The sequence below is a fragment of the Streptomyces sp. NPDC047515 genome (assembly GCF_040643055.1).
In the GTDB taxonomy this organism is placed as follows: Bacteria; Actinomycetota; Actinomycetes; order Streptomycetales; family Streptomycetaceae; genus Streptomyces.
In genome coordinates this window covers 112301-132198 of the sequence record NZ_JBEYTM010000020.1, presented here as the reverse complement: position 1 = coordinate 132198, position 19898 = coordinate 112301, and the positions used below count along the sequence as shown (strand labels likewise).

Here is a 19898-nt window from a genome sequence, read left to right as displayed (position 1 = left end):
CGATTAGGCGTAGGAACCTCGATCTTCTCACCGGCAAAGTGCACCTGTCGCTGTATCAGCTGTCGCATACCCCGCACTACCTGCGGATTCGGGTCTGAGGCGCCGTACTCGCGGCAGAGGGCATCGACAGCCGGCCACTTGACCGTGCCCTCCTTCGTCTCGTAGCGGCTCAAGGTTGCCTTGGAGATGCCAACTTGAGCCCCGGCCTCTTCCAATGTAAGGCCCTTGCGCTCGCGGAGACGGCGCAGGTCCGCGCCGAGTTGGCGTCTACGGGTGGTTGGTCCGACTGGCATGGCTGTGGTCCTTTGTGTTGATCCTCAAGAGCGTGCATCGTGCGGACTGCATCGAGCAAGACAGCGCACTCCGGGGGGCGCGCGCCCGTCCGCGTGCTCCCACAGGTTCGTTATGAGAGTTCCATTTCGGGAGTTTCACTGTCACCGTATGAGAAGGGTCGGGCACAGGTGGTGACCGATCGATGACGGAGGAGTGATCGACTTGGATGAGTGTCGTTTCGGCGTGGAGAGAAAGGCATGGGATCTGGCGTTCCTGGCCGAAGCGGAGGAGCTTGCCGGACTGCGGCGGGTACTGCGGCTGCACCTGGAGCTCTGGGGGCTGCCGGGAGTCGTCTATGCAGCGCAGATCTGCGTCACCGAGATGGTCTCGAATGTGGTCAGGCATGTAGGCCCCGGGACCCCGTCCAGTCTCGCCGTATCCATGAACGGCGAGCGTCTTCGCATTGAGGTAAGCGATCCTGATCTGCGAGCACTCCCCACGCTCATCAGAGCGGCGGGGGAGGCCGAGGCGGGGCGGGGCATGGCTCTTGTGGACGGGGTTGCCGATCGCTGGGGCGTCATCCTGCGTGGTGACTCCAAGGTCACGTGGTGCGAGCTGGCCACCGGCCTGCGGTCAGCGAACGATCACGTCGAAGGCCCCCAAGTAGCCAAAGCGGAAGCGGTGTTAGGGCTTGTTGGGCTCGGTGCCGTCTCGGCGGCGCCCCGTCATGAACGACTGGGCCTCACCTTGGGGAGGGAGGCGGCGATCGACCTGATCGTCGACCTCCTCCACTGGCTCCGAGCCCACGGCTGTGATCCGGACGAGGCCCTGGATTGTGCGCAAGCACACTTCGAGGCCGCGGCGGCTGATCCGGCGTGAAGCAACCTTCGCCCGAGGAACTCATTGAAATCGCGGAAGAGCTCAACGACTTGGACGCAGATTGTGATTGGACAGACTCGTACAACCTGTGGTCGCTCGTGTGCGCTGCTCAGCACTGCGGGTTCCTGTCGGGAGTGTCGGTCCATCAACTCTTCCCCCTCGGTCGGCGGGACGACTTCTTCCTCATCACAGTTGAGGTGGCACCGGCGATCGCTTTAGCCACAGCTCCCATCCACTGGCGCGAAATCGAGCCTCCCGCGCCTGGTACGGGGACGGCGGCGATCGGGCATGTGTTGGCGAGGATCAGTGAAGAGGTCTCGAAGCTACTCGCGCTCTTCCGTGACAACGCTGCGATCCGTCCCAATGGGTAGCGGAATCCGGGCTCGGCGGCAGGTTGCGGCGCTTGGGCGGTCGTGACGGTGGGATGAGACTCTGGCGCTGGCGCGCACCCGCCGCGCTGGCAAAGTGGTTGCTTTGGGACACCTTCCGATTAGAAGTGGCCATGATCAGCTGCGCGTGTTGATCGAACGCCAGTAATCGGCAGCATGTTCGCATGTCGCCATCGAAGCCCATCTACTTCGGCCCACCTCCTGATGTGAGCGAGGGGCAGTGGTTCCGTACGCACGATGCCCTGTACGCAGCCGATGTGCACCGGTTTCGTGGCCAGGGGATCTCGGGAACGTCGCACGAGGGCGTCGACTCGATCGTCGCCAGTGGTGGCTATGCCGGTGATGAGGATCTGGGCGACACAATCATCTATACGGCGCAAGGCGGTTCGCCGGACAACGATGGTCACATCACGGAGGACCAGTCATTGACTGGGGTCAACGAAGGGATGCTGATCAACTATCGGGAGGGTTTGCCTATTCGATACGTGCGCGGTCTGGGGATCAAGAGGCGCAAGGCGACTGAAGGGTACCGATACCGGGGCCTGCACCTGGTGGAGGGCTATTGGAGCGTGCTGACTGATCGTGGGCACCTCATGTGGCAGTTCCGTCTAGCGAAGATCGCGGCGGGGGAACGTTGGGGATCTGACGAGGCAAGCGATACAGCTGCGGAAGAAGAGGTAACCCCGTTTGAGCAAGCAGCCGCGAGGTACGTCAGCACTCAGCGGCGTGTGCGCAACACCCAGGAGGCCCGCGCCATAAAGGCGCTTTACGACAACACCTGTCAGATGTGTCGTGTCCCAGTCGTGGTCGACATCAACGGCGCGCGGTACAGCGAAGGTGCGCACATACATGCGCTTGGTAGACCGCATGGTGGTCGCGATGTACGTAGCAACATTCTGTGTTTGTGCCCGAACTGTCACGTGCTCTTTGATAACGGGGCACGCCTCATCACCGATGACCTCAAGGTCGTGGATACACTCAGCCGGCAGGTGCTTGGAGACCTCCACGTGAAGCGCGAGCATCGGATCGATGCGGCCTGCCTAACCCAGCATCGATCCCGATGGGCCGATCGCTCACAGGGCCTCTAAAACAACAGGTCGGGCAGAGCGCGCCACGAGAGCCCTATTTCATCAACTCATTGAGTCGGCCGTGACAGGGCGGATCACCCCGCAACAATCGCTGAGTAGGTCCACACATCGGCCGGCATTTCGTGACGGAGGCTCCAGACAATACCCATGGGCTTGCTGCCCTTGTGTTCGACGTATTCGGCGGGTCCAAGGAGCATCCACGGCTGGGGCCCGCCGATGTCTGTCTTCTTGTAGCGGCGGACGAAGAGTAGGACGTGAGTGCCCTTCTCCTTGTGGGTCTGGTAGCGGATGCCAGTGGGTGATGTCTCTGAGGTCTGATTCTGAGATTCCCAGTGGAACAAGCGCTCATTCCGGGCGTAGTCCTTGTAGCGAGTCTCTGGGGAAAAGTCCTTCTCGTTCTTTTCAAGGGTGATGAGCAGTGCGTCGGTCTGGATGTTGTCGCACCACTTCACGCCTTCGCGGAAGTGTCCCGGCATGAAGCCGCCGACGTAGGACTGTCCTAGGGCGGGGAGGATTTCTTCGCGGCTGTATGAGGCGTGGATGGTCAGCGGCAGGCGTGCATGCTCGCCGAACAGTGGGACGGGCACGTGGTCGGCTTGGTCCAGGACGTGGGCGAGAACCTGGCGGACCTCGTCGCGGAAGGCGTGCTGAGGACGAAGAGCGTCGAAGCCCTCCTGGTAGCTGCCGAAACCGCCGCCCAACGGCCAGAGGGAGAAGAAGAACATGCGGGCATATGCCTGTTCCTGCTCGCTGAGCTCGTCATACGCGGGGGCGTCCTCGGAGAGCAACTTGCTGTACGCGGCGACTCGGAGCGGGTCGTCGACGTGGAGGAAGGCCGACACTCGTTTGAGTAGCGTCGCCTCTCCTTCAGGCCCGGCCTTGGGGAGGAGTTTGGCCCGGCGGAGTAGACCCGTCCATGAGTTTCCGTTGCCCCGGTAGAGCTCCTTGAGCTCTCGACCGCTCTCCTTGAGATAGTCGGCGAGCCTAGGCTCCGCGTATGCGGCGACCTCCAGAGCGAGCTGAGTGACGTTGATGCTGATCTGGCTGCGGATGTTGTCAATAATCAGATCCTTGGCTTTCGACTCAAGGATGATCTGGCAACCAGACGGCAACTGCGGAAAACCATGCTCGATGTTGGCCAGCAGACGATTGCGAGTGAGGTTGGTCAAGGCGCGGAACTGCTCCTCGAAGCGGAACTCCTTGCGGTGCTGACCGATGAAGTCCAAGACTGTGAGGACGGCCTTGTCCTCGGTCCGACGCAGGCCTCGGCCCAGTTGCTGGAGGAACACCGTGGCGCTGGATGTTGGGCGCAGAAGGAGCAGGGTGTCGACGTCGGGGATGTCGAGTCCCTCGTTGAACAGGTCTACAGAGAAGATGACTTGGAGCGTGCCTGCCTTGAGCTGGTCCAGGGCGTCCTTGCGCTCGTGACGTGGGGTCTCACCGGACAGGGCGATCGCATTGAGGCCGGCTCGACGGAAGAAGTCGGCCATGAAGACTGCGTGTGCGACTGACACACAGAAGCCCAACGCACGCATCGTGCCCGGGTCGGCAACTTTGTCCTTCACGGCTTGGACGACGAGCCTGGCTCGTGCGTCATTGCCAGTGAAGAGATTGCTGAGGGCTGTGGCGTCGTACGACCCCCGCTTCCAGGTGATGGCGCTCATGTCGGTGTTGTCAGTGACGCCGAAGTAGTGGAATGGGCTGAGCAGGTCGTTCTCCAGGGCTTCCCAGAGGCGCATTTCTGCTGCGATCCGACCTCCAAAGAACTCGTCCTGGATGTTCAGCCCATCCATGCGTTCCGGGGTAGCGGTGAGTCCCAGCAGTTCCTTGGGGTCGAAGTGATCCAGGATCCGCCGGTACGTGGGGGACGTGCCGTGATGGAACTCGTCGATCACGATGACGTCAAAGTGGTCTGGAGCAAAGCGGTCCAGCGCACGCGAGTTGAGCGACTGGACGCCGGCGAACACATGAGTCCAGTTGTCGGGGATTTCCCCACCGACGAAGAGCTCGCCGAAGTTCGCGTCAGTCAGCACGTTCTGGTAGACGCGCAGGGACTGTTCCAGAATCTCCTTGCGATGAGCCACGAAGAGCAGCCGCGGGTCACGGCCCAGCGTCCGCCGCAGCCGCTTGAAGTCCAGAGCTGCCATCACGGTCTTGCCTGTGCCGGTCGCGGCAACGAGGAGGTTGCGGTGCCGACCGTGGACGGTGCGCTCCACTTCGAGACGTTCCAGCATGTCGCGCTGGTGCGGATAGGGGCGGACTTCAAGTCCAGAGAGCGTGATGACGGTGCCGCCGTTTTGGTTGGACCCGCCAGCGTGAGACAGCGCATCGTCCAGTCGCTGCGCGTCGCTGTCGGGGTCGTACGGCTCGAACGAGCGCTCACTCCAGTACGCGTCGAATGTTGCCTCGAACTTGCGGAGGACGGATGGTGTTGCGACCGACGACAGCCGAACGTTCCATTCGAGCCCGTCAAGAAGCGCGGCCTTGGACAGGTTCGAGCTGCCAACGTAAGCCGTGTCGAAGCCGCTCTCGCGACGGAAGAGCCAGGCCTTGGCATGAAGGCGTGTTGAGCGGAGCTCGTAGTTGACCTTCACTTCGGCGCCGAACTCGCGGACCAGACGATCCAGCGCGCGACGCTCCGTGGCTCCGATGTAGGTCGTTGTCAACACGCGGATGGGTACGCCGCGATCGCGTGCGGAGGTGAGCGACTGCTCAAGGACTCGGAGTCCGTGCCACTTCACAAAGGCACAGAGGAGATCAACACGGTCCGCCGTAGCCAACTCAGCACGCAGCTCAAAGCCCAGGCTCGGATCATCAGGGGAGTTGGTGATCAGTGCCGTCTCGGAGAGGGGTGTTGCCGGGCGAATTGCGTAGACTCCAGGAGCTTCTCGCTCCGCGACTGCGAGCAATTGCCGGGGGCCCTCGATGACGAGATCGACCCACTCGGTCGCGCCTTCGATGGTGTTGAGGGAATCCAGAATGTGGTTGGCGGCGACCACCTGCTCCGCAGGTGAGAGGCCCTGAAGGACCTGTCGCACGGCCCCCGCGATGTGGCGTGACAGCACGTGAGGTGCAGATTCAGCGCCGACTATTTCATCGATGGAGCGCCAGCCCGTGGAATCGAGTTGCTTCATACGCTCTTCGAGACGATGGGTGATCAGCGTCTCGTAGAGCCCAGCAACCGGAGCTGCTTCGCCTGCAAAGTCGTTGGGCATCGCCGAGTCCCCCTCATCTCGTCAGCTATGCGTGCAGTTCTATCAAGCAGGACTGACAAAGCCGCTCTCGCCTGCTCGTGTTGGGGAAAGGGCCCTTCAGAAGGGTGTCGTGATCAACCCAAGGCAACCTCTATCGGTGTCGAGGATGCAGCCGAGGCGATCGTTCCCGATGCCACCGAAGCGTCCTCGCCCGGCAGTCCCCGCTCCGGTCTGGATGGGGGCGTTGCGGACCTGGGCACCGACCTTCCGGGTCACTCCGCGTCGGATGGCATGGCCCGGCGCAGCGAAAGCTATGACAACGCTGCTGCAGAGCGCTTCTTTGCCGCCCTTGAATCCGAGATCGGCACCATCCTTTGGCCCGACCGGGAATCGGCTCGGGTCGACGTCTTCGGCTTCACGCAGTGCACTGCAACGGCAGACGGCTGCACTCCACGCCCGGCTGCCGAAACCAGCACGAAGCGCCTCAAGTAGAGTCGCAGCATCGCCCTCACAGCGTAGAGATCGAGTGTCCGATCCGCTGGGGGAGCTCTCGTTGAAGGCAGGGTTCGTCTGTCGCGCAACAGCGACACACCCCGCGCTCGCGCCCGCGTCCCTCGGATCTCGGCGCTCCCTCAGACCTCGCCCGCCGTGCTCCGCACGTACCCCAGCCCCGGCCGTCCGCTCAGAAGGAGTTCCTCTCCCGTCGGGGCGAAGCCCGCGCGGGTCAGGACCGTTTGGGAGGCCAGGTTGTCGCGTGTGGTGGAGGCCCGCAGTGTGGTCAGGCCGTACTCCTTGGCCGCCAGGGTGCAGAGGCGGCGGACGGTGGCCGTGGCCAGGCCTCGGCCGGTGGCCTTCTCGGCTACGCGGTAGCCGAGTTCCGCGGAGCCGTCTGCGACGTCCACCAGGTTGAACCTGCCCAGCACCTCGCCGGCGGTGTCCACGAGGACGTGGAAGTGGCAGGCGCCCGTGGCCTGTTCGGCGAGCAGGGCGGCGTGGCGGGCCTCGAAATCCGTGAAGTAGTCGTCGCCGCGGTCCGGGATGGAGGCGGCGAAGTAGGCGCGGTTCTCCTGCTCGAACGCGAGCAGGGCCGGGGCGTGATCGGGGTGGAGACGCTGGAGGTCGGGCATGGCTGCACCATACGGATCGGGGGCATGACGGGGCCATCGGGATTCCGGGGGGCGCCACCCCCGTCGTCGTGTCGTGACGGCCGCGGCCCGATGGGCCACGTTCACGCGCGAGGTCATGGGTGGCCGTGCGGTACGGGAACGGCCCCGGCCGGGCCGGGGCCGCCCCTCCGAGCCGTCGGCTCAGTCCGTGCCGTGGCACTCCCGGTACGTCCGGCCCGAGCCGCACCAGCACGCCGCGTTGCGGGCCGGGGGCCAGGGGACGGCCCGGCCGCGGGCGGCGAGGGTGGTGGCGTACTGGGGGAGGAGGTCCGGGTCGGCCGGGGACGTGGCCTCCGAGGCGGCGAAGGCCTCGTACGACGGGACCGTGCCGGTCACGATGCCGAGGTTCGGGGTGCCGGCGTGGTGGAGGTCGCGGAGGGCGGCTTCCAGGCGGGCCAAGTGGTCGGGGCGGGAGGGGTACTCGCTGCGCAGGTTCGGGTACACGGTGAGGAGTTCGTCGAGTTCGGCGGCCGGCCAGTGCAGCACCGCCACCGGGAACGGGCGGGACAGCGCGGTGCGGTACGTGCCCAGTTCGGCGCGGATGCGGGTGATCTCGGCCCGGAGCTCGCCCGGGTCGGAGGAGCCCAGTGCCCACAGGCGCTTGGGGTCGTGCAACTCGTCCAGCGGGACGGCGGCCGTGTGGAGGGTGTCGGCCAGCTCGTCCCAGACGTCGTGGTCGACGCCCATCAACCTGCGCACACGGTGGCGGCCGATCAGCAGCGACTGGGTGGCGTACGGGACCTCCTCGCCGGGCGTCAGGAGGAGCGTCAGCGCGGTCGTGAAGCAGTCGTGGGCCGCTTCCAGCTCGTCGTGCGATTCCAGCGTCTCGGCCGCGATCTCCCAGGGCGCGGGGTCGAGCGGGCCCGCGGCGCGGATGCCGTCGAGGATCGCGCGGGCCTCGGCCTCGTGGCCGTACTCCCACAGGTTGGCCGCGTTCAGGGCCTTGACCAGGTGCGGGTGATCGAGGTCGGGGGAGGCGAGCAGGTCGTCGTAGAGGGTGGTGGCGCGGGCGCGGTCGCCGGCGAGCTCCAGATGGGCCGCGGCCTGGAGGAGCAGCGGCTCACGGTCCTCCGGATACTGCGCCGCGGTGCGCAACAGGCGCTCGGCTTCGGTGGTGTGGTCGGCAGGCGTGTCGGGGCGCATGAATCACACCGTACTGCTGTACGGCACCTGCACGGAGGGTGGTTCCGGCTCTGGAGAGTTAGGGGGCATGGCCCTATCGTGCGAGCCGTGCGGGAGCGGATACCGGTCGTGACGCAGCGGAACGCGCGAGGGCGCAGGGCGGCCGCGCGCGGGCTCTGGACGGGTGCCGAGGTGGTGGTCACCCTCGGCGTCGTCCTGTTGTTGCTCGTTGTTCATCAGCTGTGGTGGACCAACCGGCAGGCCCGCGCCGACGCCCGGCACGAGGTGCGGGCCCTTCAGCGGGAGTGGACGGAGCCGGAAGGGGAGAAAGAGGAGCAAGAGGGGCGGCCGCAAGGGGGCGGCGACGGTGCGGGGGGCCGCGGTGGGGCCGGACCGAGGGCCGCCGGTGGCCGGTCGTCCGCGGGGCGCACCGCACCCACCGGGCCCCGCCGGGATCAGGCGTACGCCGTCATCCGTATCCCGCGGCTCGGGCTCGCCGCACCCGTCGCCCAGGGCATCAGCAAGCGAGGTGTTCTCGACAAGGGGTACGTCGGGCACTACCCGGGCACCGCGCAGCCCGGTCAGGCGGGGAACTTCGCGCTCGCCGGGCACCGCAACACGCACGGCGAGCCCTTCCGGTACATCAACCGGCTGCGGCGCGGGGACCGGATCGACGTCGAGACCCGGGACGCCGTCTACACGTACACCGTCGACCGGACGCTCGGGCAGACCAGCGCGCGCGACGGCGGTGTCATCGCGGCCGTGCCGCGCAGCAATGTGAAGCCGTACGCCGGCTACACGGCGGCCGGCTCCTATGTGACGCTCACTACGTGCACGCCCGAATTCACCTCCCGTTACCGGCTTGTCGTATGGGGGAGGCTGACGGATGTCCGGGCGCGCTAGCGGTGCCGGACTAAGGTTCCCTGACGTGCTCAGACGACGTCCGCAGTTGTTGTGGTTGCTGGTTCCCTATGTGCTGTACCTGGGGGCGCTGCCGTTCGTGAACCGGGTCCATCCCGTGGTTCTCGGGCTGCCGTTCCTCTTCGTGTGGCTGCTCGGCGCGACCTTGCTGACACCCGTCGCCGTATGGCTGACCCGGCGGGGGGACCGCCGGTGAACGCCACGGTCGCGACCTCCGTCTTCGGGGTCTTCATGGTCGCCACCGTCGCCCTCGGGCTGCTCGCGATGCGCGGGCGGCGGAAGGGGAGCGGGGGCGGTGGCGGGCTCGCGGAGTGGTCCGTGGGCGGGCGCAGCCTCGGGACCGTGTTCATCTGGGTGCTGATGGCCGGTGAGGGCTACACCAGCTTCAGCTACCTGGGCGCCGCGGGCTGGGGTTACAACTACGGGGCGCCGGTGCTCTACGTGGTGGCGTACATGTCCTGCGGTTACGCCGTCGGCTATGTCGTCGGGCCGATGCTCTGGGCGTACGCGCGCAAGCACGGGCTGGTCGGGATCACCGACATGGTGGCGCACCGCTTCGGGCGGCCCTGGCTCGGCGCGCTGGTCGCCGTCCTCGCGACCGTCTTCCTGCTGCCGTACATCCAGCTCCAGATCACCGGCATGGGCGTGGTCGTCTCGACCATCTCCTACGGCGCCATCAGCCTGAACTGGGCCTACTTCATAGCCTTCGCCGTCACCACCGGCTTCGTCGTGGTGAGCGGGCTGCGCGGCAGCGCGTGGGTGTCCGTCCTCAAGGACGTCCTCGTGATCGCCACGCTCGGCTTCCTCGCCTTCTATGTGCCGCTGCACTACTTCGACGGGTACGGGCCCTTCCTCGACCGGCTCGTCACCGAGAAGAGCGAGTGGCTGACCTTCCCCGGGCACGGGGACAGCGGGCTCGGGCAGGCGTGGTTCATCACCACCTCGTTCCTCAACTCCCTCACCGTGGTGATCTTCCCGACGACCGTCGCCGGCTATCTCGGCGCGAAGAACGCCGACGTGCTGCGCCGCAACGCGATGCTGCTGCCCGCCTACAACGTGCTGCTCTTCGTGCCGATGCTGCTCGGCATGGCCGCCCTCTTCGTCGTGCCGGGGCTCGTCGGCGCCGAGTCCAACCTGGCGCTCTTCAAGCTCGTCGTGGACTCCCTGCCGGCCTGGGTGGTCGGCATCATCGGTGTGGCCGCCGCGCTCTCGTCGATCGTGCCGATGGCCGTGTTCATGCTGGTCATCGGCACGATGTGGGGGCGCAGCGTGCTCTCGCTCGTGCCGCGGTGGGAGCGGCGGCAGAAGGGCGCCGCACAGACGGTCGTGGTGGTCGCGGGGGTGATCGCGCTCGTGCTCACGTACACGGCGCCGAACACCCTCGTACGGCTCTCCCTCATCTCGTACGAGGGGATGGCGCAACTGCTCCCCATGGTGTTGCTGGGGCTGATGTGGCGGCGGCTGACCCTGCTCGGGGCGATGAGCGGGTTGGTCGTCGGGGTGGGCCTGGTGTGCGGCTTCGTGTTCACGGAGCACGATCCGGTGTGGGGGGTGAACGCGGGCATCGTGGCGCTCGCCGCCAACCTCGTCGTCGCGCTCGCCGTGACGTACGCAGGGCCGCGCGAGCGCGACGACCGGCCGGACGACGAGGTGCTCGCGCGCGACGAGATCGAAACCGCGGAGGAGGACGGGCAGGAGGACGGGCAGGAGGTCAGCGGCGCTCGCGCAGGAGCAGGACACTGACCGTCGCCACCAGGGCCAGGGCCACCGACAGCAACAGCGCGCCGTTCGCGCCCGAGCCCGTCGCGGCCGTCGCGATCGTCAGGGCCACGCCCGTCGACGAGCCGATGTACCGGGCGGTGTTGTTCGCGCCCGAGCCCATCGCCGCACGCTCGGGCGGCACCGACTCGACTGCCAGGCGCGGCAGCGCGGCGTTGAGCAGTCCGCTGCCGACGCCGGACACGACCAGGGCGAGCAGCAGCCGCAGCCACAGCGACGCGCCGATGTGCGCGTCGCCCGCCGTGTCCAGGGTGCCCAGCAGCGACAGCACCGCCACCGCGTGCAGGACGAAGCCCACGGCCAGCTGGTGCCGGGCCGCGACCCGGCCCGCCAGTCGTCGCGCCTGCAGCGCCACCACGAACGACGTACCGGACCAGAGCAGGAAGAGCCAGGCCGTGCCCAGCGCGGACATCCCCAGGGCCTGCTGGAGCAGCGTCGGCAGATAGCTGAACAGGCCGATCACCGACAAGCCGGTGAACAGCCCGCCGGCCGACGAGGCCAGGAACAGGCGGCTGCGCAGCAGCGACAGATCGATCAGCGGCGCCGCGGCCCGGCGCTCCACCGCGACGAACCCGGCGGTCAGGGCCAATGCGGCGAGCAGCAGCAGCCCGATGGGCCCGCGCAGCCAGCCGTCCCGGCCGAGCAGCCAGGCCCGGCCGGACACGGGGGTGGCGAGGGTGGCGGAGATGTCGGTTACGGCGTACGCCGCTACAACGACTTCCTGGCCCACCTCGGCATGCCCCGCGCCGTGCTGGCCACCCGGCTCCAGTCCCTCATCGAGGCCGGTGTCATGGAGAAACGCCGCTATCAGGAGTCGCCGCCGCGCGACGAGTACGTCCTCACCGGCAGCGGCGAAGCGCTCTGGCCGGTCGTCCGCACCCTCGGGGCGTGGGGGCGCGACCACATCCCCGGCACCCGGCCGATGCGCGTCTTCGTCCACGCGTCCTGTGGTACGGAACTGGGCTCGTACGGCGAATGCCCGGCCTGCGCCCGGCCCGTACCGCCCCAGGACGTCGAGATGCGGCCGGGCGACGGACTCGATCCGGACCCCGCCGATCCGGTCGGCCGTGCCCTGCTGGTGCCGCACCGGCTGCTGCGCCCGCTGGACACCGCACGCTCCTGAGCGCGGACGAGTGTGTCGGACTCATCGTGTATAACGGCTGGAGAGCCGAACGCACCCACGAAGGCGTGGGTGCGTGATCGACGCGGATGTGCGCGTGCGAGGAGTGCGCGCGATGTGCGCGCGACGGGTGGGCCCGGCCAAGTCCGGCCGCGAAGGGGAAGAAGGGAGGGGCCGATGAGCGGTGACACGCGCCGTCTGCGCGGAGGCCTCGCCCGGCTGCTCCGCCCCGCCGGACTCCTGCTCTTCTTCGTCACCGAAGTGCTCCTCGCCGAGGGCGGCAGCCTCTCCGCCGCCGTCGCGCTCGCCGCCACGGCAGCCGCCGGCTCCGCGCTCGTCGCCGCCTCGGTCATCAGCGCCCGCTGCGCCGTCCCCGTGCCCCGAACCCGGGTCCGTACGGCCATCCGCGAGCGGGAGAAACGCACCGCGTTCCTGCCGCAGCGAGACCCTGATGCCAAGGGGCGCCGACGCCCCCGAGCCCCCGGCCGCGCCCTCCCGACGGCCGCGTAGGGGCTCACGCAGCAGCAACCACCCCTCTCGCGGTCCGTCATGCCGAGTTCGTATGTCTTCCCGGCACGACGAGACCCCCGGAGGGCTCACCCATGTCCGTCTTCATGTCCGCATTCGCCGACCTGGTCGGCGCGCTGGCCGATGTGCTGCACCCGTTCTTCCAGACCGCGTCCACCGCCGCCGCCATCGTGCTGTTCACCGCGCTCGTGCGGCTCGCCGTGCACCCCCTCTCGCGGGCCGCGGCGCGCGGACAGAAAGCCCGCACCAGGCTCCAGCCGCAGATCGCCGAACTGCGCAAGAAGCATGGCAAGAACCCCGAGCGCATGCAGAAGGCGCTCATGGAACTGCACAAGGAGGAGAAGGTCTCGCCGCTGTCCGGCTGCCTGCCCAGCCTGCTGCAGATGCCCGCCTTCTTCCTGCTCTACCACCTCTTCTCCAGCCAGAAGATCGGCGGCGACCCCAACGCGCTGCTCGGCCACCAGCTCTTCGACGCCCCGCTCGGCGAGCGCTGGCACGACGCCCTCGCGCACGGGGGGCCGTTCGGGGCGCAGGGCATGGTCTACCTCGGCCTGTTCGCGATCGTCGCCGTTGTGGCCACCTTCAACTTCCGGCGTACGAAGCGGCAGATGGCCGCCAACCCGGTCACCCCGACCACCGGCCCCGACGGGCAGCCGGTGCCGGGCATGGGTGCGATGACGAAGCTGATGCCGCTGATGTCCTTCGCCACCCTCTTCACCGTCTCCGTCGTACCGCTCGCCGCCGCGCTGTACGTCGTCACCAGCACCACCTGGACCGCGGTCGAGCGGGCCGTCCTCTACCGCGACATGCCGGCCGCGGGCACCGCCATGGCCACCGCGGCGTAATCGGGGCGGCGAGTGTGCCGGTCCAGTGTGTGAACAGGGTCTTGCGGAGTGATCGGGTGTCTTGGACGATCGGACAAGCCTGCGATGGCCGCCACCCATCCGACGGGCCCGTTCTCTACCAAGGGGAGAAAGACCGTTGAAGCTGCTTCGTGTGGGTATGGCAGGTGCGGAACGGCCGGCGCTGCTGGACCGGAACGGAACCCTGCGTGACCTGTCGGGGATCGTCACCGACATCGACAGTGCGCTGCTCGCCGACGAGTCCGCGCTCGCCCGGGTGCGGGCCGCCGCGTCCGCGCCCGGTGACCTGCCCGCGCTCGACGCCGAGGGACTGCGGGTCGGGCCGCCGCTGGCCCGGATCGGCAAGATCGTGTGCATCGGGCTGAACTACCACGACCACGCCGCCGAGACCGGTGCGGAGATTCCCACCGAACCGATCCTGTTCTTCAAGGCGCCGGACACCGTCGTCGGGCCCGACGACACGGTGCTGGTGCCGCGCGGCAGCGTCAAGACGGACTGGGAGGTCGAGCTCGCGGTCGTCATCGGGCGCACCGCCCGTTACCTGGAGTCCGCCGAGGAGGGGCTCGCGCATGTCGCCGGATACGCGACGGCGCACGACGTCTCCGAGCGCGAGTTCCAGATCGAGCGCGGCGGCACCTGGGACAAGGGCAAGAACTGCGAGACGTTCAACCCGCTGGGGCCGTGGCTGGTCACGGCGGACGAGATCGCCGACCCGCAGGCACTGCCGCTGAAGCTCTGGGTCAACGGCGAGCTGAAGCAGGACGGCACGACGGCCGACCAGATCTTCCCGGTGGGTGAAGTGGTCCGGTACCTCAGCCACTTCATGACGCTGTACCCCGGCGACGTGATCAACACCGGGACGCCGGCGGGGGTCGCTCTGGGGCAGCCCGAGCCCAAGCCGTACCTGAGGGCGAGGGACGTCGTGGAGCTGGAGATCACGGGGCTGGGGCGGCAGCGGCAGGAGCTGAAGGACGCCTGAGCCCTCTCGTTCGGGACGGGCGTGATCCGGGCGGTGCGGGGCCGGCGGCGCGGGCCCCGGGGCGGCCGACCGATCGGAGCGCAGCAGCAAAGGTCGGAGGGGTGGGGTGCCGCGTCGGCGGCGCCCCACCCCTTCCTCGCGTCATGCGCCGATCGTCGTCGCGAAGTGTTCCAGCGCCTCGACCACCAGGGCGTGGTCCTCCGCCTGGGGCAGGCCCGAGACCGTGACCGAGCCGATGACGCCCGCGCCCTCGACCGCGATCGGGAACGAACCGCCGTGCGCGGCGTACGTGTCGAGGTCCAGGCGCGAGGCGTCGTCGAACGTCGTCCCCTTCGCCCGGAACCGGGTTCCCACCAGGTACGAGCTCTCGCCGAACCGCTCCACGACCTTGCGCTTGCGGTCGATCCAGGCGTCGTTGTCGGCGCTCGATCCCGGCAGCGCGGCGTGGAAGAGCTGTTGTGCGCCGCGGCGGATGTCGATCGCGATCGGGGCGTGCCTCTCCCGGGCCATCGCGACGAGCAGGCCGCCGAGCGCGTAGGCGTCGTCGTAGCTGAAATGCGGCAGCGTCAGTCGGCGCTCCTGGGCGATGAGCTCGGAGATGGTCGGAGCGGTGGGGTTCATACGGGTTGCTCCTTGTTGTCGGCGGAGGTGGAGGCGGAGGCGGACGGGGGCGCGGCGGGCAGGGTCACGGTGACGCCCTCGCGGGCCGAGCGGCGGGCGGCCTCCAGTACGTCCAGGGCCGCTGCGGCCTGCAGGGCGGTCACTGGATTGTCACCCCTTCCGCGCAGCGCGTCGGTGACCGCCGCGTAGTACGCGGGGTAGTCGCCCGGCTGCGTGCGGATCGGGGCGCCGCCGCCCGTCAGCGGGGACTCGCCCGAACCGATCCTGCCCCACAGGGCCTCGGGCTCCTCGCCCCACGGGCCGTCGCCCGGCGTCGGACGTGCTCCCGCGCGCAGGGCGGCCTCCTGCGGGTCGAGACCGTACTTCACATAGCCGGCGGTCGAACCGAGCACCCGGAAGCGCGGACCGAGCTGGGCCGCGGTGGCGCTGACGTACAGATGCGAGCGGACCCCGTTCGCATGGGTGATCGCGAGAAACGTGTCGTCGTCGGCGGCGGCGCCGGGGCGGCGTACGTCGGACTCCGCGTACACCCGCACCGCCGGGCCGAACAGCACGAGCGCCTGGTCGACGACATGGCTGCCCAGGTCGTACAGCAGCCCGCCGATCTCCTGCGGATCGCCCGACTCGCGCCAGCCGCCCTTCGGCTGCGGGCGCCACCGCTCGAAACGGGACTCGAAGCGGTGGACGTCCCCCAGCTCGCCGTCCGAGATCAGCCGCGCGAGCGTGAGGAAGTCGTTGTCCCAGCGGCGGTTCTGGAAGACCGAGAGCAGCAGCCCGCGCTCCTCGGCGAGGGCCGCGAGCTCCCGCGCCTCGGCGGCCGTACCGGCGACCGGCTTGTCCACGACGACCGGCAGACCGGCCCCTAGCGCGGCCGTCGCGATCGGGACATGGGTCCTGTTCGGGGAGGCGATCACGATGAGATCGAGTGCGTCCGCGCGGTCCCACAGCTCCTTCGGCGACGCGGCGAACCGCACGTCGGGGAACTCGGCGCGCGCCTGCGCCCGCCGCTCCTCGTTCGACGTGACGACCGTGTCGAGGGCCAGGCCCTTGGTCGCGGCGATCAGCGGGGCGTGGAAGACGGAACCCGCCAGGCCGTAGCCGACGAGCCCGACGCGCAGCGGGGCCTCGGGCGGTCCGGGCGTCTCGTGAGTCGCGTTGCCAGTCATGTGTGTCACTTAAGCAACGCTGTTGCCAAAGTGCAAGCGACAGGGACAATGGTGTGGTGAACAGGAGTAATAGCGGCGCGAACCTGCCGACGCTGCGCAGCCACAATGCGGCGCTGCTGCTGGATCTGCTGCGGGTGGCGGGTGAGCCCGGTATCAGCAGGCTCGAACTCGCCGAGCGCACCGGGCTCACGCCGCAGGCGGTCAGCAAGATCACCGCTCGGCTGCGGGCCGACGGCCTGGCGACCGAGGCGGGCCACCGGGCCTCCACCGGCGGCAAGCCGCGCACCGTGCTGCGGCTGGTGCCGGACGCGGGGTACGCGGTCGGCCTGCACCTGGACCGTGACGAGCTGACGGTGGTGCTCGTCGACCTGGCCGGCGAAGTCGTCGCGAGCCACACCGCCCCACTGGACTTCGGCGCCCCGGCGGACGAGGTGCTCACGACGGCGGCGGACGCGGTCGCGGCCGTGCGCGGCGCGGGTGCGGTGGGGGTCGGGGCGGTGCGCGGCGCGGGTGCGGGGGCAGCCGTGGGCCGGCCGGTGCTCGGGGTCGGCGTGGCGGTGCCGGGGCCGCTCGATCACCGGGGCGGGGTGCTGCACCGCGTCACCGGGTTCCCGCAGTGGGACGGATATCCGCTGCGGGACGCGCTCGCGGCGAGGACCGGGTCGCCCGTCGTCGTCGACAAGGACACCAACGCCGCCGCCCTGGGGCTCGCCCTGCGCGCGGCGGGCACGGGTGACTTCGCCTATCTGCACCTGGGGACCGGGCTCGGCGCCGGGCTGGTCCTCGGCGGGGCGCTGCACCGGGGAGCCCGTACCGGGGCCGGTGAGTTCGGGCACCAGACCGTCCAGCTGGACGGTCCGGAGTGCGGCTGCGGCGGGCGGGGCTGCATCGAGGCGCTCTGTCTCGCCGCCGTCGCCCGCGGCGATGTCGCGGAGGCGGCCCGGGTCCTGGGCGCCGGCGCCGCCAATCTCGTCGGACTGCTCGACATCGACCGGGTGGTGCTCGGCGGCCGTACCGTCGCCGCCGATCCGGAGCCGTACGTACGGGGCGTCCGCGCCGTGATCGAGGAGCGCGCCCGGCGGGGCGGTCTCGACACGCCGGTGCCGGTCACCGCCGCACGGGGAGGGGACCGGCCGGTCGCGGAGGGGGCCGCGCAACTGGTCCTGGCCCCGCTGTTCGGCCGGGTCGGGAGCGCGGACGCGGGCGAGCCGGGCACGCGACTGGGCTGATCGAGCGGTACCCGGCGACCGGCCGGCCGACCCTCCGGCATGTCGGTGCCGGTCGCCTCGCGCGTGCGTGGCAGCGTCGCCGTCCACGGCCGGTGAACTCCGGCGCGCAAAGGCTGGGCGGGTGCTGAAGATCTTGGCCGGACCCGTGGCGGTCGGCACGCACAGCCCCGGCGCCTTGTGGTTGTACGCGTCGGCCGCCGCTTCCAGGTCCGGCCAAGGTCTTCAGCGCTCTCCCAGCCGACCGTCCCGCGAGCCGCGAAGGGTGATCCCCGCATGCCCTCCACACCACCCCCGTCCGCCACGCCCTCCCCGGCCGGCTCCGGGACGGGCCGCGCGGCCGACGCCGTATCGCCCTTCACGTCCGGCACCGCGGCCATGTCCACCATGAGCCCGGCATCCGTCCCGCTGTCCGGCGCGGCTTCCATCCCCGTGGCCGGCACTTCCGCGCAGCGGCCCTCGCCGCCCCCGCGCTCGTCCCCGCTCCCCGGACGCACGCGGCACGGGCTCGCGCTCGGACTGGCGGCGGCGAGTGTGGTTCCCGCCGTCCTCGGCGGCGCGTCCGCCGCACCGGCCTCCGCGGCGTCCCCGGCCTCCCCGGTCTCGAAGCCGGGGGCCGCCACCGCCGACCAGCAGCCCGCCTGCGGCGATCCGGCGGCGAGCGCGTTCCCGATCAGCACCCGTATCCGCGGCGGCCCGGACAGCTACGCGTCCGGCGGCGGCTACGGAACCTGGTACCTGGACCTGACCAACACCACCACCGAGACGTGCCGGGACATCCACCCGGTGCTGGTCCTCACCGACGAGGACCGGACGCTGACCTCCGACCAGATCCAGCTGAAGTTCTCCGACCTGGCCCGTCCCGAGGTGGAGTACCGGGTCGGCTGGGAGGCCACCGACCAGGACGAGCAGATCGGCGTCTTCGGCGACGACGGGGACGACGGGGACGATGCCTTCGAGGGCTTCAGCATCCCCGCGGGCGGTACCGTCACCGTCCAGGTCCGGATGGCGTTCACCTCCGACACCAGCCCGGGACGGATCACCGCCAGGGCCGCGATCGTCCAGCGGCAGCACGGGGCGAGCGGCACGTCCGCGCAGGACGACGGGGCCTGGGTCGGCGACTCCGACGACTACCCGTTCGCCGTCGTCGAGGACGACGACGGCGGAACCGATGAGCCCGATGAGCCCGGGGACATCGCCGGGACCGGGGACATCGACCAGCCCGCGGAGGTCGGCGGCACCAAGGACACCGTCCGCACCCCCCGCGACGCCCCACGCGACACCGCGCCCGACGGAGCCCGGACCGCCGGCGGCGGTGACACTCCGCGGCCGGTGCCCCCCGGCCGGGCCCCGGGGCGGAGCGGCCTCCCCGAGCTGGCCGCGACCGGTTCGGGCGCCGTTCCGTACGCCGGCGTGACCGTCGCCGGGTTCCTGATCGGCGGCGGGGCCATGGTGTTCTGGACCCGGCGTTCGCGCCGCCCCCGCCGCTGAGCCGATCCGGCGTTCGCGCCGCGCCGCCGCTGAACCGTCCTGCCGTCGGCGCCGGCCGCCGCTGAGCCGGTCCGTCGTACGCGCCGCCCTCGCCGCATAGCCGCCCCTTCCGGCCCCCTTCCCGCCATCGGCCGTTCACGCGTGTTCATGTCCGTCTGCCACCATCGGCCCGTGGACTACCCGCACGACCAGACACCTGGCGCACCCATCCGTTCCGGCATCCCCGAGCACGGCCGTATCCCCAAGTACTACGCGGTCAAGGCTCGTGTCTCCCTCCTCGTGGAGGAGTTGGGCGAGGGCGGCATGCTGCCCACCGAGCGCGATCTCGCCGAGCGCTACGAGGTCTCGCGCGAGACGGTGCGCCAGGCGCTGCGCGAACTGCTGCTGGAGGGCCGGCTCGCCCGCCAGGGGCGCGGCACCGTCGTCGCGGGTCCCAAGCTGGAGCAGCCGCTCTCGCTGGCGAGCTATACGGAGGGCGTACGCCGCCAGGGCCGTACCCCCGGCCGCCGCCTCATCGGTCTGGAGCGGTTCCCCTGCCCCGAGGCGCTGGCCGCCGACATCGGGGTGGCGCGCGGCGAACCGGTCTGGCACCTGGAGCGGGTGCTGCTCGCCGACGACGACCGGGTCGGCCTGGAGAGCACCTACATCTCCGTCGCCCGGGTACCGGACCTGGACACGGGGTTCGACCCCGACTCGTCCTTCTACGCGCATCTGCGCGACCGGCTCGGGATCTCCTTCGGCGATGCGGACGAGCGGATCGAGACCGTGCTCGCGACGCCGCGCGAGGCGCTGCTCATCGGTACACCGCCCGCGCTGCCCATGCTGCTGATCCACCGGATCTCGCGCGACACGGACGGTCGGCCGCTGGAGCGCGTACGGACCCTCTTCCGCGGGGACAGGTTCTCCTTCACCGCACACCTCGGCGCGCAGGACGGACGCTGAACGACTCCGGAAACGACTCCGGAACGGCAGTGGCCGGCCGACCCATCGCGATAACGAAAATATAACGGGTCTGGTCCAAGCTTGGGGCCCCATTCACCCTCCCGTTGCCGTACCGATCCGTACGGGTCACCAGCCCCGAGGAGCGTAGCCG

Annotated in this window: 18 protein-coding genes and 2 pseudogenes; 13 read left to right on the top strand and 7 right to left on the bottom strand. The window is 69.4% G+C overall.

What is annotated here, in order from left to right; all coding sequences use genetic code 11:
- Positions 1–293: helix-turn-helix transcriptional regulator (locus tag ABZ826_RS18975; protein ID WP_361449064.1), on the bottom strand; the 293-nt coding region annotated here is incomplete at its 3' end.
- A 193-nt stretch (positions 294–486) separates the two neighbouring features.
- On the opposite strand from ABZ826_RS18975, the gene ABZ826_RS18970 reads away from it, so the two are divergent.
- Together ABZ826_RS18970 and ABZ826_RS18965 are read left to right on the top strand one after the other, a co-directional pair.
- Entirely contained in the window at positions 487–1152 is a 666-nt protein-coding gene (locus ABZ826_RS18970; protein ID WP_361449061.1) for an ATP-binding protein, read from the top strand.
- 553 nt (positions 1153–1705) lie between these two features.
- Positions 1706–2629: a YDG/SRA domain-containing protein gene (locus tag ABZ826_RS18965; RefSeq protein ID WP_361449058.1), complete on the top strand. Its 924-nt coding sequence runs from the start codon at positions 1706–1708 to the stop codon at positions 2627–2629.
- 74 nt (positions 2630–2703) lie between these two features.
- On the opposite strand, the gene ABZ826_RS18960 is transcribed toward ABZ826_RS18965, so the two are convergent.
- Positions 2704–5844, bottom strand: a complete 3141-nt coding sequence (locus ABZ826_RS18960) for a DUF3427 domain-containing protein (RefSeq protein WP_361449055.1) — start codon at positions 5842–5844, stop codon at positions 2704–2706.
- A gap of 270 nt (positions 5845–6114) precedes the next feature.
- Here ABZ826_RS18960 and ABZ826_RS18955 point away from each other — a divergent pair, with 270 nt between their 5' ends.
- Positions 6115–6315 (top strand): hypothetical protein, encoded by a 201-nt coding sequence (locus ABZ826_RS18955; protein WP_361449052.1) that lies wholly within the window; start codon positions 6115–6117, stop codon positions 6313–6315.
- Between the two features lie 140 nt (positions 6316–6455).
- On the opposite strand, the gene ABZ826_RS18950 is transcribed toward ABZ826_RS18955, so the two are convergent.
- Together ABZ826_RS18950 and ABZ826_RS18945 are read right to left on the bottom strand one after the other, a co-directional pair.
- Entirely contained in the window at positions 6456–6950 is a 495-nt protein-coding gene (locus ABZ826_RS18950) for a GNAT family N-acetyltransferase (protein ID WP_361449049.1), read from the bottom strand.
- Between the two features lie 180 nt (positions 6951–7130).
- Complete coding sequence (locus ABZ826_RS18945) at positions 7131–8132, bottom strand: SEC-C domain-containing protein (protein ID WP_361449046.1); 1002 nt, start codon at positions 8130–8132, stop codon at positions 7131–7133.
- Between the two features lie 108 nt (positions 8133–8240).
- On the opposite strand from ABZ826_RS18945, the gene ABZ826_RS18940 reads away from it, so the two are divergent.
- The 3 genes from ABZ826_RS18940 to ABZ826_RS18930 are packed head-to-tail and all read left to right on the top strand — an operon-like array spanning position 8241 to position 10775.
- On the top strand, positions 8241–9014 hold the full coding sequence (locus tag ABZ826_RS18940) for a class E sortase (RefSeq protein ID WP_361449043.1): 774 nt from the start codon (positions 8241–8243) through the stop codon (positions 9012–9014).
- 55 nt (positions 9015–9069) lie between these two features.
- Positions 9070–9228: a DUF3311 domain-containing protein gene (locus ABZ826_RS18935; protein ID WP_078840020.1), complete on the top strand. Its 159-nt coding sequence runs from the start codon at positions 9070–9072 to the stop codon at positions 9226–9228.
- Positions 9225–10775 (top strand): sodium:solute symporter family protein, encoded by a 1551-nt coding sequence (locus ABZ826_RS18930; protein ID WP_361449040.1) that lies wholly within the window; start codon positions 9225–9227, stop codon positions 10773–10775. Before ABZ826_RS18935 ends, ABZ826_RS18930 begins: the two co-directional genes overlap by 4 nt.
- Here ABZ826_RS18930 and ABZ826_RS18925 read toward each other — a convergent pair.
- Positions 10744–11454 (bottom strand): annotated as a pseudogene (locus ABZ826_RS18925) (MFS transporter); the annotation flags it as partial. The gene ABZ826_RS18930 and the pseudogene ABZ826_RS18925 overlap by 32 nt on opposite strands.
- A gap of 51 nt (positions 11455–11505) precedes the next feature.
- Here ABZ826_RS18925 and ABZ826_RS18920 point away from each other — a divergent pair.
- The 4 genes and pseudogenes from ABZ826_RS18920 to ABZ826_RS18905 all read left to right on the top strand — a co-directional run.
- Positions 11506–11934 (top strand): annotated as a pseudogene (locus tag ABZ826_RS18920) (helix-turn-helix domain-containing protein); the annotation flags it as partial.
- Between the two features lie 174 nt (positions 11935–12108).
- Positions 12109–12441 (top strand): DUF6412 domain-containing protein, encoded by a 333-nt coding sequence (locus ABZ826_RS18915; protein ID WP_361449037.1) that lies wholly within the window; start codon positions 12109–12111, stop codon positions 12439–12441.
- A gap of 92 nt (positions 12442–12533) precedes the next feature.
- On the top strand, positions 12534–13304 hold the full coding sequence (locus ABZ826_RS18910; protein WP_361449034.1) for a YidC/Oxa1 family membrane protein insertase: 771 nt from the start codon (positions 12534–12536) through the stop codon (positions 13302–13304).
- Between the two features lie 136 nt (positions 13305–13440).
- Positions 13441–14301, top strand: a complete 861-nt coding sequence (locus ABZ826_RS18905) for a fumarylacetoacetate hydrolase family protein (protein WP_361449031.1) — start codon at positions 13441–13443, stop codon at positions 14299–14301.
- 141 nt (positions 14302–14442) lie between these two features.
- Here ABZ826_RS18905 and ABZ826_RS18900 read toward each other — a convergent pair whose 3' ends face one another.
- Both ABZ826_RS18900 and ABZ826_RS18895 read right to left on the bottom strand, forming a co-directional pair.
- Positions 14443–14922 (bottom strand): heme-degrading domain-containing protein, encoded by a 480-nt coding sequence (locus ABZ826_RS18900; RefSeq protein ID WP_361449028.1) that lies wholly within the window; start codon positions 14920–14922, stop codon positions 14443–14445.
- Positions 14919–16088: a Gfo/Idh/MocA family oxidoreductase gene (locus tag ABZ826_RS18895; RefSeq protein WP_361449026.1), complete on the bottom strand. Its 1170-nt coding sequence runs from the start codon at positions 16086–16088 to the stop codon at positions 14919–14921. Before ABZ826_RS18895 ends, ABZ826_RS18900 begins: the two co-directional genes overlap by 4 nt.
- 56 nt (positions 16089–16144) lie before the next feature.
- Between ABZ826_RS18895 and ABZ826_RS18890 the strand changes: the two genes are divergently transcribed.
- The 3 genes from ABZ826_RS18890 (at position 16145) to ABZ826_RS18880 (ending at position 19747) form a co-directional block, all read left to right on the top strand.
- A complete protein-coding gene (locus tag ABZ826_RS18890) occupies positions 16145–17317 on the top strand; it encodes an ROK family transcriptional regulator (RefSeq protein ID WP_361449023.1) in 1173 nt (390 codons plus the stop codon).
- A 273-nt stretch (positions 17318–17590) separates the two neighbouring features.
- Positions 17591–18805 (top strand): hypothetical protein, encoded by a 1215-nt coding sequence (locus ABZ826_RS18885; protein WP_361449020.1) that lies wholly within the window; start codon positions 17591–17593, stop codon positions 18803–18805.
- 171 nt (positions 18806–18976) lie between these two features.
- A complete protein-coding gene (locus tag ABZ826_RS18880) occupies positions 18977–19747 on the top strand; it encodes a GntR family transcriptional regulator (RefSeq protein WP_361449017.1) in 771 nt (256 codons plus the stop codon).
- Positions 19748–19898 lie beyond the last annotated feature (151 nt).